This window comes from Uliginosibacterium aquaticum, from assembly GCF_012972705.2.
In the GTDB taxonomy this organism is placed as follows: Bacteria; Pseudomonadota; Gammaproteobacteria; order Burkholderiales; family Rhodocyclaceae; genus Uliginosibacterium; species Uliginosibacterium aquaticum.
Map to the genome: position 1 here is coordinate 1,302,154 of NZ_JABCSC020000001.1, position 16,775 is coordinate 1,318,928.

13 protein-coding genes are annotated in these 16,775 nt (G+C 63.6%); 11 read left to right on the top strand and 2 right to left on the bottom strand.

Annotated features, from left to right (window positions below):
• The first annotated feature begins 116 nt into the window (after positions 1-116).
• The 6 genes from HJ583_RS05855 (at position 117) to HJ583_RS05880 (ending at position 5,718) form a co-directional block, all read left to right on the top strand.
• On the top strand, positions 117-1,223 hold the full coding sequence (locus tag HJ583_RS05855; RefSeq protein WP_170021023.1) for an ABC transporter substrate-binding protein: 1,107 nt from the start codon (positions 117-119) through the stop codon (positions 1,221-1,223).
• Complete coding sequence (locus tag HJ583_RS05860) at positions 1,220-2,254, top strand: FecCD family ABC transporter permease (protein WP_217423269.1); 1,035 nt, start codon at positions 1,220-1,222, stop codon at positions 2,252-2,254. The genes HJ583_RS05855 and HJ583_RS05860 overlap by 4 nt, the downstream gene beginning before the upstream one ends.
• Positions 2,251-3,054: an ABC transporter ATP-binding protein gene (locus HJ583_RS05865; RefSeq protein WP_170021024.1), complete on the top strand. Its 804-nt coding sequence runs from the start codon at positions 2,251-2,253 to the stop codon at positions 3,052-3,054. The genes HJ583_RS05860 and HJ583_RS05865 overlap by 4 nt, the downstream gene beginning before the upstream one ends.
• Entirely contained in the window at positions 3,051-3,356 is a 306-nt protein-coding gene (locus HJ583_RS05870) for a DUF2218 domain-containing protein (protein WP_170021025.1), read from the top strand. The genes HJ583_RS05865 and HJ583_RS05870 overlap by 4 nt, the downstream gene beginning before the upstream one ends.
• 100 nt (positions 3,357-3,456) lie before the next feature.
• Positions 3,457-4,374: an alpha/beta hydrolase gene (locus HJ583_RS05875; protein WP_217423270.1), complete on the top strand. Its 918-nt coding sequence runs from the start codon at positions 3,457-3,459 to the stop codon at positions 4,372-4,374.
• A 12-nt stretch (positions 4,375-4,386) separates the two neighbouring features.
• The gene (locus HJ583_RS05880) at positions 4,387-5,718 is read left to right on the top strand and encodes a condensation domain-containing protein (RefSeq protein WP_170021027.1); all 1,332 of its coding nucleotides are present in this window, start codon (positions 4,387-4,389) and stop codon (positions 5,716-5,718) included.
• Positions 5,719-5,743: 25 nt separating this feature from the next.
• On the opposite strand, the gene HJ583_RS05885 is transcribed toward HJ583_RS05880, so the two are convergent.
• Positions 5,744-6,973 (bottom strand): MFS transporter, encoded by a 1,230-nt coding sequence (locus HJ583_RS05885; protein WP_170021028.1) that lies wholly within the window; start codon positions 6,971-6,973, stop codon positions 5,744-5,746.
• Positions 6,974-7,200: 227 nt separating this feature from the next.
• Here HJ583_RS05885 and HJ583_RS05890 point away from each other — a divergent pair, with 227 nt between their 5' ends.
• Genes HJ583_RS05890 through HJ583_RS05910 form a run of 5 tightly spaced genes read left to right on the top strand, consistent with a single transcriptional unit; the run spans position 7,201 to position 15,715 of the window.
• Positions 7,201-8,418, top strand: coding sequence for an isochorismate synthase (locus HJ583_RS05890; protein WP_170021029.1), 1,218 nt, complete (start codon positions 7,201-7,203; stop codon positions 8,416-8,418).
• The gene (locus tag HJ583_RS05895) at positions 8,415-10,064 is read left to right on the top strand and encodes a (2,3-dihydroxybenzoyl)adenylate synthase (RefSeq protein WP_170021030.1); all 1,650 of its coding nucleotides are present in this window, start codon (positions 8,415-8,417) and stop codon (positions 10,062-10,064) included. Before HJ583_RS05890 ends, HJ583_RS05895 begins: the two co-directional genes overlap by 4 nt.
• Positions 10,065-10,105: 41 nt before the next feature.
• Complete coding sequence (locus tag HJ583_RS05900) at positions 10,106-10,972, top strand: isochorismatase family protein (protein WP_170021031.1); 867 nt, start codon at positions 10,106-10,108, stop codon at positions 10,970-10,972.
• A 1-nt stretch (position 10,973) separates the two neighbouring features.
• Positions 10,974-14,933 (top strand): non-ribosomal peptide synthetase, encoded by a 3,960-nt coding sequence (locus HJ583_RS05905; RefSeq protein ID WP_217423271.1) that lies wholly within the window; start codon positions 10,974-10,976, stop codon positions 14,931-14,933.
• Positions 14,930-15,715: a 2,3-dihydro-2,3-dihydroxybenzoate dehydrogenase gene (locus tag HJ583_RS05910; RefSeq protein ID WP_170021032.1), complete on the top strand. Its 786-nt coding sequence runs from the start codon at positions 14,930-14,932 to the stop codon at positions 15,713-15,715. The genes HJ583_RS05905 and HJ583_RS05910 overlap by 4 nt, the downstream gene beginning before the upstream one ends.
• Here the strand turns inward: HJ583_RS05910 and HJ583_RS05915 are convergent.
• Entirely contained in the window at positions 15,712-16,455 is a 744-nt protein-coding gene (locus HJ583_RS05915) for a 4'-phosphopantetheinyl transferase family protein (protein ID WP_170021033.1), read from the bottom strand. The genes HJ583_RS05910 and HJ583_RS05915 overlap by 4 nt on opposite strands.
• Between the last annotated feature and the right edge of the window lie 320 nt (positions 16,456-16,775).

The following is a 16,775-nucleotide window of genomic DNA, read 5'->3' on the forward strand; positions in this document are numbered from 1 at the left end:
TGCACGGCTTGGCTGCTCTAGGCTGGTGCGGGGCTGCGCGTCGGGCTCTGATTCATCGGTGCTGGGTGCCCAAGCCTTGTTTGCGACCTTGTCCTGCATTGTTTTCCGGAGGTTGAATGTTGAGAGTGTTGCTCGCCAGTGTGGCGGCTTTGTTGCTGTGCTCACCGGCTTTTGCCGTGCGCTCATTGACTGACCTTGCCGGGCGTACGGTGAAGTTGCCCGATCGCGTTGAACGCGTGGTGATCGGTGAGGGGCGCTTTCTGATAGCCCTGGGTTTGCTGGAAGGCGCAGCTCTGCCGCAGCGCGTGGTGGGCATGATGGGTGAGTTCGAACGTCTCGATCCGGATGGTTTTGCGCATTACCTGCAGCGTTTCCCCGCGCTAGCGAAAGTCGCGCGCGTCGGTCTTGTTGGGGTGGATAGTTTTAGCGTTGAGCAGGCCATAGCACTGCGTCCGCAACTGGTTGTCTTCGGTTCCGGCGGGCATGGCCCATCACCGCGTGATACTGGTGTGATTGCTCGCTTGGAGGCTGCGGGTATCGCAGTGATGTTCATCGATTTCCGTTCCGATCCGCTGCTTAACACGCCGCGCAGCATGAGGTTGCTGGGAGAGGCGTTGGGGCGTGAGAAGGAAGCGGCTGCCTATGTGGCTTTTTACGAGGCTGAACTGGCCAAGATAACGGCAGGGCTCAAGGGCGTTACGCAAAAGCCGCGCGTGTTCCTGGAGAGCCGCGTGGGTTTGCGTGAAGAGTGCTGTGAAACCATGGTGGGAGGAATGATGGGTCGCTTTGTTGATGCGGCGGGGGGTGACAATCTGGCGCGGCCTCTGGTGCCGGGTGAGGTCGGACAGGTGAATCTGGAGTACCTGCTGAGCCAGCAGCCGGAAGTTTATGTGGCGACGGCCGTGGGCAACTCCACTACTACCGGTTCGCGACGCATCCTGATGGGTGATGGCGCTGCCCCCGAGGCCGCACGTGCCTCCTTGCAGCAGTCCCTCAAGAGGCCTGGTATCAGTGGCTTGAGAGCGGTGCGTAGTGGTAGGGCACATGCCATCTGGCATCATTTTTATGATTCGCCGCTGAACGTGGTCGCGGTGCAGGCCTTTGCAAGCTGGTTCCATCCGCAACGCTTTGCCACGCTGGATCCGGTGCTTACCTTGCGCACACTCTATGAGCGCTTCCAGCCTCTGCCGCTGACGGGTACTTACTGGGTGTCGGTGAAGTGAGTCTGGCTTCGGACTATGCCCGCCAGCGCGGGCGGCGTTTCATGTTACTGGTTGTTGGTGCTCTGGTTCTCCTGGCGAGCCTCGCCTGGGATGTGCTCAATGGCCCGGCCGGGCTCGGCTGGCGTGAGCTGAGCTTGGTGCTGACAACATCCGAACAGCTTGATGTCGGTCTTCGCGTGATCCTGTGGGATATCCGCCTTCCCTTTGCCCTGATGGCGTTGCTGGCGGGCGCGGCACTGGGGCTCGCCGGCGCTGAATTCCAGACTGCATTGGATAACCCACTAGCCAGCCCGATGACCCTTGGCGTCAGTGCTGCTGCCACCCTCGGTGCGGCCCTGGTGCTGGTTTTCGATCCGTTGCTGCCGGACGCCATCGAGCAGTACGCGGTGTCCACCGGTGCCTTCGTCGCGGCCATGACCTGTGCCCTGTTGGTGCAGGCCCTCGGGCGTTTTTTTGGTGGTGGCGCTGGGGCTATGGTGTTGCTGGGGATCACGTTTTCCTTTGCGCTAGAGGCTCTGGTGTCGCTGGTGCAGTTCGTGGCCGAGGCTGGTGCCCTGCAACAAGTGGTTTTCTGGCGTATGGGTTCGCTGGCGCGGGCAGACTGGCACAAGCTGGCGCTGTTATCGGGCGTATTGGTGCTGTGTCTGCTGTGGGCATTGCGTCAGGCCTGGGTGCTGACTGCTTTGTGTGCCGGCGAGGAGCAAGCTCGGGCGCTGGGGATCGATGTGGGCCGCCTGCGTCTGCATACCTTGCTGCGTGCCAGCTTGCTGGCTGGGGTGGCGGTGTCGCTGGTGGGGACGATCGGATTCGTGGGGCTGGTGGCTCCGCATCTGGCGCGTCTGGTGCTAGGCCAGGAACAGCGTCATTTCCTGCCCGGTGCGGCGCTGGCCGGTGCGCTGGTACTGTCACTGGCTTCTATCGCAAGCAAATCCATCATTCCCGGTCTGATCGTGCCGGTGGGCATCGTCACTGCAATGGTTGGCGTGCCGCTTTTCATTGGCTTGATCCTGTTGCAGCGGAGGGCCTTGTGAGTGGGCTGACGATTCATGCGCTGGACGCTGGCTATCGCAAGCACCGCGTCATTCACGCCCTTGATCTGCCGACACTCGCGCCGGGCAGCCTGCTGGCGCTGGTCGGTGCCAATGCGGCCGGCAAGTCCACACTGCTGCGCACGCTGGCCGGCCTGCTGCCGGCTCAGGGGGGGAGGGCTACTCTGGGAGAGGCCAATCTACTGTCGCTAGATGCCTTGGAGCGTCGCCGCCTGCTCGGTTACCTGCCGCAGAGCCTGCCTAGTGCGGCATCCTTGTATGCCTGGGAGACGGTGCAGGCAGCGCTGCGCGCTACGCGCCCCGGGATCTCGCGCCGCGAGGCCGATCGGCTTGGTGAGCAGCTGTTTGAGCGCCTTGGTTTGCAAGCGCTGGCCATGCAGCGCATGAACGTGCTGTCTGGCGGCCAACGCCAGATGGTGGGTCTGGCGCAACTGATCGTGCGCGAACCACAACTCTTGCTACTCGATGAGCCGACCAGTGCGCTCGACCCACGCTGGCAACTGGAGTTGCTCGGTGCGGTGCGCGAGATGGCGCGCAGCCATGGCTTGATCGCTGTGCTGGCCCTGCATGATCTGAATCTAGCGTTGCGCTTCTGCGATCGCGTGCTGGTGCTGGGGGAGGGCCGCGTGTTGGCAGAGGGCCGGCCGGCCGAGTTCATGACCCCGGGGGTATTGCGCGCGGCCTATGGCGTGGAGGGGCGTGTCGAAACCTGTTCCCAAGGCGCGACGGTGGTCTACATCGATCGTGCCTGTCCAAACCCTTCCTTCGGAGCTATCGCGTGATCTACCTGCAAGCGAGCTATCCCTGTTCTCAGCCCGGCCGGTTGATCCTCAAACTGTGCAAGCACTTTCGCCACAAGGTGCCGGCCGAGTTCAGTGCTGAGCGTGGCGAAGTGGACTTTCAGCCCGGCCGCTGCTCGATGCGGGCGGGGGCGGAGAGCCTGCTGATTCTGATTGAGGGTGAGGATGAGCAGGCGATTGGACGCATGCAGTACATCTTGCTCGATCACGTGCGGCGCATGGAGCGTCGGCCGGATCTGGAACTGGCGTGGGCTGCCGGTGCGGTGCCTGTAGCGGCGGGATGAGTGACCGGCAAATAGGCGCGCTCCGGCCGCGCGCATGGAATCAATGGTGTTCTTGTGGTGTGGAGGTGTTGTGGCTTTCCTTTTTCGTCTTGCGGTAATCATGTGTGGCCTCATTGTGTTGAACCCGGTGTCGGCTGCGCTGGAGCCTGTGCCGGTCAGCTGGCAAGCAGCGCAGTTGCCACGCAGCCTGAGCTTTGAACTCGATTCGAAATATACCGGCCAGCGTTACCGCATCGTGCTGGGGCTGCCTCACGCGGCTGCTCCGGCGGAAGGCTATCCGGTGCTGTGGGCACTTGATGGTCTTGCCAGCGTGCCGATCATGGAGTTCGTACGCCCGCGTCCGCTGTTGCCGAGCGATAACGCGGCCTGGCGCGAGAAAATAGGTCATGAGCCGGCCGGCCTCATCGTCGGTGTCGGCTATGCCAGTGGCGACGCCATGGATGTGAATGGTCGTGCGCTCGATTACACGCCGGCCTTGCCGGCGGGTACCCGCACCGGCGATCTGTTGTCGGCACGGCATGGTGGTGAAGCGGCTTTCCTCCAGTTTCTCGTTCTGGAGCTGCGTCCGCTGTTGGCACGTCATTTTCCCCTCGATGCGCAGCGCCATACTCTGTTCGGCTTTTCCTATGGCGGCTTGTTTGCCCTGCAGACACTCAGCACCCAGCCGCAACACTTTCAGCGTTACTGGGCCGCCAGCCCTTCGGTGTGGTTCGGCGAAGGTCATCTGTTGAAGCATTTTCCGGCACGCCTGAAGACCCTGAGTCTGACGCAGCCCACGCGTCTGATGCTGACGGTGGGGCGCGATGAGCAATATCCAGCGAGCTTTGCTTCCGAGGAGACGAAGAAGCGCTTGCAGGTGCGTGCCATGGTCGATAACGCCGAGGCCGTCGCCGCGTTGCTGCGCGCAGCTGAACTGCCTGCGCTGCAGTTCGACGCGATGATCGTGCCCGGTCATGATCACCATGACATGCTCATGCATGGTGCGAGGCGCGTCGTCGAGTTTGCCTTTGCGCCCTGAATGGATCACGCCATGACTGCCACCGCCCAGCGCCTTCCCACCACATCCGCCCAGTACGGCATCTGGGTGGCACAGCAGATGTCGCCCGAAAGCCCGGCCTATCTCACGGCGGAGGTTATCGAATTGCGCGGCCTGCTGGATCAGTCAGCGCTGTCCGCCACGGTGGTCGAGGTGCTGAACCACTGCGCAAGCCTGCATATGCGATTTGAGGCTGATGAGCAGGGCCTGTGGCAATGGCCACGGGTAGCAGCTTGCCCACCGCTCGCTGTGCATGACTTCGGCGCGGAAGCCGACCCGCAGGCTGCTGCACAGGCCTGGATGAAGCAATCCCTGGCCGTGCTGTGCGATCCATCGCGCGATGTGTTGTATCGCACGGTGCTGTTGCGCCTGGGTGAGGCCCAGCACCTGTGGTATCTCCAGGTGCATCACATTGCGCTGGACGGATTCGGCTATAGCCTGCTGTGCCAGAGCGTGGCCGAGCGCTACAGCGCTCGTGTCCGGGGGGAGGTACTCGCCGCGTTGCCGGATTGGTCACTGGGTAAGGTCTTGCAGGCCGAACAAGTCTATCGCGAAACGGGTCAGTTCCTTCGCGACCAGGCTTTCTGGAGCACCCATCTGATGGATGTACCGCCACCGGCGCGCATCGATCCGGCGCAGAATTTCTGTGATGAGGTTCGCCGCTGCGCCACGCGCCTTAGCGGAGCCGAACTCGACGCCTTGCGTGCTGCCGCGCAAGCCTGCGGGCAGGATTGGGGGAGCTGGATGCTAGCTGCCATCGGCTTGTGGCTGGCGCGCCACTCTGGCCAGCGCTCACTTACTTTCGGCATGCCGGTGATGAACCGCCTTGGCACCCCAGCCCTCGGTGTGCCCTGCATGGCCATGAATATCCTGCCGATGAGTCTGGTGCTGGGTGATGCACCCAGCATGTTGGTACTGAGCCGGCAGATCGCACAGCGCATGCGCAGCATCCGGCCGCATCTCTACTACCGCTATGGCTGGATCCGGATGGACCTGGGCCTCATGGCGCAGGGCAAGCACCTGTTCAATCAGGCCGTGAACCTGCTGCCGTTTGACCGTAGTGCGCCCTTCACGGGGCTGCAGGCCACGATCCATCCGGTCACTGCCGGGCCGGTAAAGGATCTCAATATCAGTGTCTTTGTGCTGAATGCCGAATGGCAGTTGCGTACCGAGGCCAACCCGGCCGCCTACGACGAAGGGCGTCTGCAGGCCCTGCATGAGGATTTGCTCGGCTGGCTGCGACAGCTTGCTGTGCTACCGGCGCAGCAGGGGCTGGATGCTTTGTTACCACAAGGGATGGGCGCCAGCGCGGAGGCGCTGCCATGAGGCTGATTTCTCATGGCAGCTTTCTTCAGGACTGGTGTGATGCCGATGCCGCCAGCGGGGCTCTGGCTGCTTCCACGCTACGGTGCCGCTGCAGGCGCCCAAGCAGGATGGGCACCAGCAGGGCACCGAAGAGTGTCAGCGAGGCGAGTTCGGCGGTGTGCTTGAGTGGGCCGCCGGTGTTGCCAAGGACTAGTGCGGCGAAACCGGAGGCCAGCGCCACGCCGAGATCCTGCACGAGTTTCAGCAAGGCCATGAAGCCGGCTCGTTCCGGTGGGGCGGGGATCAGGCTCAATGTGGCAGCGAGGCTTACATTGCGCGCCGCATTGCCGGCCATGAACAGAATGAAACATAGCGTGGCGGGCAGTGCCATCACGTCAAAGAAGGGCAGCAGACCAAGGCTGAAGGCCAGGCTGGCCAGGATGATCGGCAGGCGTGGGCCACGCCGGTCGCAAGCGTGCCCGGCCAGTTGCATGGTGATCAGGGCCACCACGCCCCCGCCAAGGTAGAGCAGGCCGAGGCGCCCACGCGGGAAGTTGAGATTGAGCAGGTAGAAGGCTGCGAAGTTCGGAATCACGAGGAAGGCTGTGAACTGGTTGATCCCCTGCAGCAGGCTGGCTGCGCGTACTGCAGGGCGCATGAGTAAGCGCAGCGGAGCGGGGCGGGCAGGGCCGGCAAGGTGGGCGCGCTGCGCGGGCAGCAGGCCTGCTGCACTCAAGCATAGCGCCAGTGCCAAGCCGGCGATACACAGGAAAGGGGCTTGCCAGCCGAGGCGCGCGGACAGCTCTAGTGATAGCGGAATGCCGGCAATGGTGGCCAGCGCGAAACCGCCCATGACCCGGGCGATGGCGCTGCCGCGCTGCGGTGGTGGTGTGTTATCGATCAGGATGGTCATGCCGCTGGCAATGGCCGGAGCGGCGAAGAGGCCGGCGGCGGTGCGCGCGATCAGTAGGGTGACGAAACTCTGTGAGGCAGCGCAGGCCAGCAGGGCGGTAGTCAGTCCGGTCAGGCTCGCAAGCAGGGCGTGGCGACGATCGAAGCGATCGAGGCGGGTCATGGCTGCGAGGCCGGCGAGCAGCGAAGCCGTGGTGTAGGCCGCTGTCAGCCAGGCTACCTGATTGGCCTGGAAGCCGAGTGCGGCAGCTAGATCCGGACCGAGTGGCAGGACCAGCATGAAGTCGAGGACGTATATGCATTGCAGGGCGCCGATGAGCAGCAGCAGGCGGTGAGGGGGCAGTGCTTGGTGTGTATTTGTCATGGTCTCTGTCGGGAGTGGGCGGGGCGTTCTTGCTGGGATGTTGTTAATGCTTTGGGGGCTCCATTGGGTTGATCTAAGTCTTGATGCTAATGGCCTTAAATACGATTGCGAATAGTTATCAGTTAACGTTAGCATAACCTTGCTGGTTGAACGGGGTATGCATTTATGACGTATGCCCTTTGAGTGAGTGGTGGGGTGCGAAGCGCCCGTGATTCTCAGGAGGGTGTATGAACTATCCGTACCGGGAGCTGGACGCGCAGGAGTTTCCCGCTCCTACCGGGCCACAGGCCTTGTTCAATCACTACGGCAGCGAGGCTTGCATGTTTGCCTCGCCGGGCCAGACCCTGCTGGCCCACGGTGTGGCTGCGTGCCTTCCGATTGGTGAAGCGGGGGATCTTGCCATCCGTGCCATGGGCTTCCTGCGGGAAGCCAGTCAGGCGGGGCATGCTGGCCTTCTGGTCGGTGCCATTCCGTTTCTGCCCGAGGCTCCGCCCTATCTTTTCGTGCCGCAGCATTTCGAGCTGGCGGGTGGGGGACGTCAGATGCTTGCCGCTGAACTGAGCCCGCGCAGCAGCGTCGAGGTCTGGGCCGAGAGCCTGCCGAGCGAGGCACGTTACGAGCAGAACGTAACGGATGCGCTGACGCAGATCGCTGCTGGGAAACTTCAGAAGGTTGTTCTCTCTCGCGCCTTGCGCGTCCAGGCAGAGTTGCAACTGCCGAGCCTGCTGCGTGCGCTGGCCAGTCGGAATCCGCGTGGCTACACCTATGCTGTGCCCTTGCCGGAAGCAACTGAGGGCGGGGCGCGTAGTCTGGTGGGCGCCAGTCCGGAACTGCTGCTGGCACGCAGGGGAGGCCATGTGATCTCGAATCCGCTGGCGGGCTCGATTCCGCGCAGCAATGATGCGGAGGAGGACGAACGTCGTGCTCAGGGCTTGTTGCGTTCGGCCAAGGATCTGCATGAGCATGCGCTGGTTGTTGATGCGGTTGCCGCTGCTTTGAGACCCTACTGTCATGAACTGGTGGTGCCAGCCTCGCCTTCATTGGTGGCGACGCCGACCATGTGGCATCTCTCCAGCGAAGTGTGCGGTGAGCTGCGCGATCTCTCCACCAGCTCGCTGGAATTGGCGCTGGCATTGCATCCGACACCCGCAGTGTGCGGATATCCGCGTGACGTAGCGCGCGATTTCATCTGCGAGAGCGAGGGCTTTGAACGTGGTTTTTTCACCGGCCTAGTCGGCTGGTGCAACGTGCTTGGTGATGGTGAATGGGCTGTGACGATACGTTGCGCCGAAGTCAGCGCGCATGCCGCCACCCTGTATGCCGGGGCAGGCATTGTGGAGGGTTCCGATCCGGCTCTCGAGCTTGCCGAAACGGCGGCCAAGCTGCGCACCATGCTGGGTGCTATGGGGCTGACGCTCGGGACAACACTGGAGGCACGGGCATGAGTGGCTCATCCGCAGCGGAAGGCGCTGATTTCACCCCCTGGCCAGCCGAGTTCGCGGCGCGCTATCGGGAAGCTGGCTACTGGCGTGGGGAGCCGCTGGACCAATTGTTGCGCGATAGCGCACGGCGCCATGGCCCGCGCACGGCGCTGGTCTGCGGTGCACGGCGGTGGACTCATGCCGAGCTTGATGCGCAGGTGGATCGCGTTGCGGCCGGCCTAGTGCGCCTGGGGCTTGCTGCTGGAGACAAAGTGGTGCTGCAACTGCCCAATGTCGCCGAATTCGTACTGGCAGTGTTCGCACTGTTCCGCCTCGGTGCGCTGCCAGTCTTCGCCTTGCCCGCGCATCGACGCAGTGAGATCGCCTATTTCTGCAGCTTCACTGAGGCCAGAGCACTGATCGTGGCAGACCGCCATGGTGGCTTCGACTATCGTTCGCTGGCGCGCGAAGTGTGCGCCGAACTGGGTGACAAGGCAGCGCTGACACACATCATCGTGGTCGGTGAGGCGGAAGAATTTACGTCCTTCGTGGCGCTGGATGCCGAGCCGGTTGCGCTGCCCGCACCGGCGGCCGACGGGCTGGCCTTCCTTCAGCTCTCCGGCGGCAGCACAGGACGGCCCAAGCTGATCCCGCGCACCCATGACGACTATTACTACAGCGTGCGGGCCAGTGCAGAAATCTGCGCGCTCGATGCTGAAAGCACCTATCTGTGCGCGCTGCCGGTGGCGCACAATTTTCCGATGAGTTCCCCTGGCATTCTGGGAGTGCTGCATGCCGGCGGTTGTGTCGTGCTGGCGCCGGACGCCAGCCCGGACACGGCATTCCCGCTGATTGAACGTGAAGGCGTCACGATTACTTCACTGGTGCCGCCGCTGGCGCTGGTGTGGATGGAGGCTGCCGCCACACGGCGTGGCGAGCTGAGCAGTCTGCGCCTGCTGCAGGTTGGGGGCTCGCGGCTCAGCGATGAGGCGGCGCGGCGGGTTCTGCCCGTCCTGGGCTGTCACCTGCAACAGGTGTTCGGCATGGCCGAAGGCCTGGTCAATTACACCCGCGACGATGACGAAGATGCTCTGGTGATCGGCACGCAGGGCCGCGCCATCTCACCTGACGACGAAGTGCGCGTGGTCGACGACGATGACCGGGATTTGCCTGACGGCGAGGCGGGTCATCTTCTTACGCGCGGGCCCTACACCATCCGCGGTTACTTCCGTGCCGATGTTCACAATGCCCGTGCCTTCACCGCCGACGGTTTCTATCGCACCGGGGATATCGTGCGCCGCCTGCCCGGCGGTTATCTGGTCGTTGAGGGACGCGGCAAGGATCAGATCAACCGGGGTGGGGACAAGGTGGCGGCCGAGGAGGTGGAGAACCACTTGCTGGCTCATCCGGCCGTGCTCGATGCCGCCGTGGTGGCGATGCCTGATGCCTATCTTGGCGAGCGCAGCTGCGCCTTCATCGTGCCGCGTGGCGAGATTCCCCGCGCCATGGAGATAGCGCGCTTCATGCGCGAGCGCGGCTTGGCGCAATTCAAGTTGCCGGATCGCATCGAATTCGTGACGCATTTTCCCAAGACCGGCGTTGGCAAGATCGACAAACGCGCCCTGCGCGAACAGGTGGCGCAGAAGCTGTCTGCTGCCCGGGCTGGCTGAAGTCTTTCATCCATTTCTATTCACACACACGAGAGCGCCCGATGGCCATTCCCCGTATTGCGACCTACGCCATGCCAGCTGTGGCTGATTTCCCTGCCAATCGCGTCCAGTGGCATGCCGAGCCCAAGCGCGCAGCGCTGCTGATCCATGACATGCAGCAGTATTTTCTCGATTTCTACGACACGACGGCCGCGCCGATTCCGCAACTGGTCGCCAACGCCCTGCGCTTGCGCGAGAGCTGTGATGCAGCCGGCATTCCTGTCTTCTACACCGCGCAGCCAGCCGTACAGCCCGCTGCGGATCGGGCCCTGCTCAACGAGTTCTGGGGGCCTGGCCTGCCGGCCAGGCCGGAGGGGGCGCCGATCATTGCCGAGCTAGCACCGCACGCGCATCACACGGTGCTCGACAAGTGGCGCTACAGTGCCTTCGTGCGCAGCGACCTGCTCGAGCGCCTGCGCGCGCAAGGTCGCGATCAGCTGATCGTGTGTGGCGTGTATGCCCATATCGGCTGCCAGGTCACGTGCGTAGATGCTTTCATGCGTGACATCCAGCCCATCCTGGTTGGCGATGCGCTGGCCGATTTCGGACCCGAGCGCCATGCGCAGGCGCTGGACTATGTCGCTCAACGCGCTGGCAGCGTGTGGAGCACCGAGCAGGTGCTTGCTGCGCTCGGTACGAGCCTGCCAGCCAGCATTGATGCACTGCACGCCGAAGTGGCGAAGCTGCTGGAGATGCCCCAAGCCGAGCTGGCACCGGAAGACAATCTGCTCGATGCAGGTCTTGATTCGATCCGCCTGATGACTTTGCTGGAGCGCTGGAAGCGTGCTGGGGCGCAGCTCAGCTTCGTGCAGCTGGCTGAGCAGCCAAGCATTGCGCATTGGTGGACCCTGCTGCCCGGGAGCCGCTGAGGTGGGCGTCAGTGAGGCGATCGATGCGCGTTTGCCGCTCAGCCCTGCGCAGCTGGGGATCTGGCTGGGGCAGCAGCTTGATCCACTGAGCCCTGCATACTGGACAGCAGAGGCCGTTGAACTGCAGGGCGCGCTGGATCTTGCGGCCTTCGGACAGGCGCTGACACAGGCCATTTCCGATTGCGAGGCATTGCACATGCGCTATGTGGCCGAGGCTGGCGAGGTGTGGCAGATCCGCACGCCGGCGCATTGGGCTTTGCGACATGTGCTGCTCGATAGCGGCGGGGCCGCCTCTCCGGAGGCGGCCTGGGAGGCGGCCTGGAGCTGGCTGCAGGATGATCTGCAAACTGTGCCGGGTCTGGAGCAGGGGCCTCTGTTCGCAACGGCATTGCTGCGCCTTGGCCCGACGCGCCACCTGTGGGTGCTGCGCGTGCATCACGTAGCGCTGGATGGCTACGGCTATGCCTTGCTGCTGCGCCGAGTTGCAGCCTTGTATTCAATATGGGTCGGTGGCGCTGCTTCGCCTGAGGCAGACCCACCCCGCGCGCGTCTGGCGGCGGTGCTGCAAGAAACGCAGGTCTATCAGCAAGCAGTTGCGGGGGTTGATCGCGCGTTCTGGCTGGAGCGTCTCCGGGATGCCGCGCCACCGGTCACCTTGGCACCGGCTGCGCCGCTGGCGCGCGGTGTGCGTCGCCTGCGCGGTGAGCTGTCGTCAGCACAGCTGGCACAGTGGCAGGCTGCCGCCCGGGTCTGCGGTGTGGACTGGGCTGCCTGGCTGCTGGCCGCGATAGCCGCTTGGCTGGCGCGCAATACCCAGGCAAGCGAGGTGACATTGGGGGTACCAGTCATGACGCGCCTGGGTTCTCAGGCGCTGAGCGTGCCCTGCATGGCCATGAATATCGTGGCCTTGCGCCTGCAGATCGATCACCAGCAAGGCATGGCGGCGCTGGCTGCGCGCGTGGCAGGCGAACTACGCGCCGTGCGTCCGCATCAGCGCTATCGCTATGAATGCTTGCGCCAGGATCTTGCTGCGCAGCGCGATGGCGTCGCACGTACGCAAGCCTTGTTCGGCCCGGTAGTGAATCTGATGCCTTTCGAGCGTCCGGTAGCTTTCGGCCCGCTGCGGGCGCGCCAGCTTCCGGTGTCCGCCGGGCCGGTGGAGGATCTGTCGATCAGCATCGTGCCGCATGAGAGTGGTGTGCGCGTCGATTGCGAGGCCAACCCAATGGCCTATGACGATACGCTGCTGTCGAGCTTGCGAACAGGGCTTGTCGAAGCGCTTGATGTGCTGAGCGCGGCTGCGCAGGGGGCACCGCTGCACGCCCTGCTGGCCGGGCCTCCACTCTCCATTGTCGATGGCACGCCACTTCCGCAGCAGGAGGATGTGCTGGCTGCGCTGCGTGCTCACGCTGCGCAGATGCCTGATGCAGCGGCCATCGAGCATTGCGGCCAGCGCCTTGACTATGGCGAGTTGCTGACCCAAGTGCAACAACTCGCCGCCGAACTTGCATGGCGTGGCGTGGGCCCGGAGAGCCGGGTTGCGGTGTTGTTGCCGCGTGCGCCGCAGACTGTGGTGGCCTTGCTGGCGATCCTATGGGCTGGCGGTGCTTATGTGCCGCTGGACCCGGACAGCCCGACTGAACGCATCGCCATGGTGCTGGAAGATGCCGAGCCAGCCATGCTCCTGACTCATCGAGCGTATGCCGAAACGATCAATGCGAGCATGCCTGTCTTGTTCCTCGATACCTGGCAACCCGCCCCTGACGCACCGGGCCTGCTCGAGCCACAGGGGCTGGCTGCCGATGCGCTGGCTTACATGATCTATACCTCGGGCACGACCGGGCGTCCCAACGGCGTGATGATCCCGCGTGAAGCTCTGGCGCATTTCGTGGCGGGTGCACGCGAGCGCTATGCCATGCGTGCAGCCGATCGTATGCTTCAATTCGCGCCGCTGCATTTCGATGCCAGCGTGGAAGAGATATTCGTGACTCTTTCCAGTGGCGCCTGTCTTGTGCTGCGCACTGAGGCCATGCTGGAGTCCGTGCCCGCCTTCCTGGCGGCCTGTGAGGCGCAGCGCATCAGCGTGCTGGATTTGCCGACCGCCTTCTGGCATGAGCTCGCCTACAGCCTGGGCCCGCAGACCACGCTGCCTGCCAGCTTGCGCCTGACCATCATTGGCGGTGAAGCCGCTCTGGCTGAGCGGGTGTTGCGCTGGAGAGCACAAGCGCCGGCCGCCAGCGTGCTGCTCAATACCTATGGCCCGACCGAGACCACGGTGATCTGTACCACGGCTGAACTGGCCGGCCCGGCTGCCTTGCACTGGGAAGGCGAGTCGGTGCCCATCGGCACCCCCTTGCCGGGCCTGCGCGCGGTAGTGGTGGATGCGGCGCTGCAGCCGGTGCGGCATGGCGAAAGCGGCGAGCTGTGTCTCATCGGCGGCGCACTGGCGCGTGGTTACTACGGTCGCGAAGCCGTGACGGCGGCGCGATTCGTGCGCCTGGAAAGCCTGCCCGGAGCGCCGCGTGCCTACCGCACGGGAGACCGCGTGCGTCTGCGCGAGGACGGCGCGCTGGTCTATCTCGGACGGCTCGACGAAGAGTTCAAGATCAGCGGCTATCGCATTGATCCCAGCGAGATCGAAACGGCGCTGCTAGCGTGTGCAGGGGTGCGCGAAGCGGCTGTGCTCGGACAGGTGCTGGCCGGGGGCAGCAAGCGCCTGGTGGCCTTCATCGTCATGGAAGATGGCGGAGGACTGCGGCCTACCGATCTGCAGGCGCAGCTTGCGCGTACGCTTCCTGCGCCGGCCGTGCCAGGGTGCTACCTCGGTCTTTCCTGTCTGCCGCGCAATGCCAACAACAAGATTGATCGGGCCGCGCTGCGTGTGCTGGCTGAGCAGGATGCGGCAGCCTCTGTCCGGCTGATGGAGGATACAGCCGGGGCTGGCAACGCACTGGAGCAATGCGTGATGGCCGTGTGGCGCGAGGTGCTGGGTGTAAGCGAAATCACTCTTGAGAGTGATTTCTTCGCTCTGGGCGGTAAATCCTTGCAGGCTATCCAGGTTGCCAACCGGCTTGGCATTGCCTTGCAGCGTGAGGTACCTGTCTCCAGTCTGTTCCGTCATCCCGGTGTGGCAGCGCTGGCGGCAGCGCTGGATTTTCCGGTGGGGCATGAACCACCGGCGCGACAGGATCCCTTCGCTCCACTGTTGTGTTTGCAGCCCGGCGAGGGGCCTGCGTTGTTCTGCATCCATCCGGCCGAGGGGCTCTCCTGGTGTTACATGGGCCTGGCTGCCCATCTGCGTCGGATGCCGATCTATGGTCTGCAGGCGGCCAGCCTCAGCGGCCCACAGGCGCCAGACATCTCTCAGGCGCTGACGGCTTATCTGGCCTGCGTACGCAGTGTTCAGCCGCATGGCCCGTATCACTTTCTAGGCTGGTCTTCGGGTGGTGGCATTGCGCATGCGCTGGCCGCCAGGCTGCAGGCAGCGGGCGAACAGGTCAGCTTGCTGGCGATGATGGATGCCTATCCCAGCGACATCTGGGCGGGCAAGCCGCCACCCAGCGAACGCGATGCACTCATTACGCTGCTTGACGTGATTGGGGATGCCGCCGTGGCGCCAGATGGCCGCCCGCTGGAGGTCGATGAAATGCGTGCTCGCCTTGCCAGGCCCGGCAGCAGCCTGGCCGTGGCAGGGGAGGGCAGGCTGGCGCATCTGGCGCAGATGAGCATTGAATCGATGCTGTTGTATCGCCAGCTTCGCCACCCTGTTTTTGTTGGTGAAGTGTTGTTCTTCCTCGCAGCCCAGCGGGCGCTCGATGCGCCGGACTGGCGACTATGGCAGGCCTATGTACAAGGGGAAATCGACAAGGTGGATATCGCCTCCACCCATAACGGCATGAGCCGGCCTTTGCCGCTGGCGCATATCGGCCGCGTGCTGGCGGCCAGACTGGAGCAGGCATGAGTCATCAGGATTTCAGTGGGCAGGTGGCACTGGTCACCGGTGCCGCACAGGGGATTGGCGCTGCGGTGGCAGAGGCGTTGGCGCAGCGCGGTGCGCATCTGGTGTTGCTGGATCGCGATGAGGAGGGGCTGCAGAGGCAGGCAAGCGCTTTGCGGCAACTCGGCGCCGATGTACTGATACGCGCGCTGGACCTGCATGACGCAGGGGCGATTGAGGCGGCGGTGGCGACGGTTCAGGCGCACTTTGGTCGTATCGACCTGCTGGTCAACGTGGCCGGCGTGCTACATGCTGGGGATACCACGGAGCTCAGCGATGAGGCATGGGAGGATAGCTTCGCCATCAATACCACAGCGGTGTTCCGCCTGTGCCGCGCAGTGAGTCGCCACATGCTCGCACGAAGCAGCGGCACCATCGTGACGGTGGGCTCCAATGCTGCGCATGTTCCGCGTCTGGGGATGGCGGCGTATGCCGCCTCGAAGGCTGCTACCGCCCACCTCATGCGTTGCCTGGCACTGGAGCTTGCACCGCACGGCATCCGCTGCAACACAGTGTCGCCGGGCTCTACCGATACCCCCATGCAACGCGCCTTTGCGCCCACATCGGAGCATGTCGAAACGGTCTTGCGCGGCGCCCCGGAGCGCTACCGTGTGGGGATCCCTCTGGGGCGCATCGCGACGCCGCAGGATATTGCTGAGGGGGTGTGCTTCCTTGCATCGCCACAGGCGCGCCATATCACCATGCATGATCTGCTCATCGACGGCGGAGCGACGCTGGGAGCTTAGAGCGCAGGGGCGGGCAGCAAGGGGCCGCGCCACAGGCATAGCGCGGCGGCGTAGCCTGCGGGCACCGCCAGCGGCCACAGACCGCAAGCCTCCAGCGGCTGACCGAGATGGCTCACATGAATGCGTGCTGAAGCGGTTGGGGCAGGGGTGATGCTGAAGTGCACGAGATGCTCCCCGATTCCCCAGCCGAGCGCCTTGCAGATGGCCTCCTTGGCGGTCCAGTAGCGATAGAAATCCGGTGCGCTCAACGATGGTGTGTGGCGGGCGCGTTCGCCTGGCGAAAGCAACTGCAGGGCCAGTGCATCAAGCGGGCGGTTAGGGTCCTGCTGCTCGATGTCTATGCCTAGCGGGCCTTGCTCGGAGATCGCTAGGAGCGCGTAGCGCGAGGCATGCGAGACATTGAAATGTACTTTACCGGCCCCGCTTCCTGGCGCCAGCTCGGGCTTGCCGTGCGAAGCACTCTGCAGGCGTATGGCTTCTGGCGTGATATCCAGGTGGGCCCCCAGCAGTTGTTTCAGACAGGCCCGGCTAAGAGCGAAACGTTGTTGGTCCGCACTGTGCCTGAATCGTTCCAGATACTGATGCTCCTGTAGGGTCAGAAACGGCAGTGCTTGCTCGAGATGGCGAGATGCAATATCCAGATCAAGCAGAAAAATCTGTACGAGGTCAGAGACATCCTGCGGCACGTCGAGGCGGGATAGTCCTGGCGTTGATTCTGAGGGGGGCTGCGTGCCAAACATGCGGAGGGCGCAGCGGTAGCTCGCTGCATGACGAAGTTGAAACTGTCTTGATGCTATCTGGTTTAGTGGTGCACGAACAATCATAGCCCGTGGCTGTAGGCCTAGTTTCCTGCATGGCTTCGCGCTTAATTCGTCCCTTGTTTGAGCACTATGACGTTGTTGGTAACGACTTTCTCGCAGTAGTCTGCCCAATCGACCATCAGATGAATGCGTTTAGGCCAAAGCTTGCGGTTTTGATCCCCCTTTAAGAGCCAACGGAAGCATGCTCTGCCAGAACTATGGCAGAACATCCAAGAGAGAATCCTTGCTATTGCGCTTGC

What these genes read in the sequence shown, in the direction of transcription:
- HJ583_RS05855 (WP_170021023.1), top strand. Translation starts at nt 117, where the DNA reads ATGTTGAGAGTGTTGCTCGCCAGTGTGGCGGCTTTGTTGCTGTGCTCA.
- HJ583_RS05895 (WP_170021030.1), top strand. Translation starts at nt 8,415, where the DNA reads ATGAGTGGCTCATCCGCAGCGGAAGGCGCTGATTTCACCCCCTGGCCA.
- HJ583_RS05900 (WP_170021031.1), top strand. Translation starts at nt 10,106, where the DNA reads ATGGCCATTCCCCGTATTGCGACCTACGCCATGCCAGCTGTGGCTGAT.
- HJ583_RS05915 (WP_170021033.1), bottom strand. Translation starts at nt 16,455, where the DNA reads ATGTTTGGCACGCAGCCCCCCTCAGAATCAACGCCAGGACTATCCCGC.
- HJ583_RS05875 (WP_217423270.1), top strand. Translation starts at nt 3,457, where the DNA reads ATGTGTGGCCTCATTGTGTTGAACCCGGTGTCGGCTGCGCTGGAGCCT.
- HJ583_RS05885 (WP_170021028.1), bottom strand. Translation starts at nt 6,973, where the DNA reads ATGACAAATACACACCAAGCACTGCCCCCTCACCGCCTGCTGCTGCTC.
- HJ583_RS05910 (WP_170021032.1), top strand. Translation starts at nt 14,930, where the DNA reads ATGAGTCATCAGGATTTCAGTGGGCAGGTGGCACTGGTCACCGGTGCC.
- HJ583_RS05890 (WP_170021029.1), top strand. Translation starts at nt 7,201, where the DNA reads ATGAACTATCCGTACCGGGAGCTGGACGCGCAGGAGTTTCCCGCTCCT.
- HJ583_RS05880 (WP_170021027.1), top strand. Translation starts at nt 4,387, where the DNA reads ATGACTGCCACCGCCCAGCGCCTTCCCACCACATCCGCCCAGTACGGC.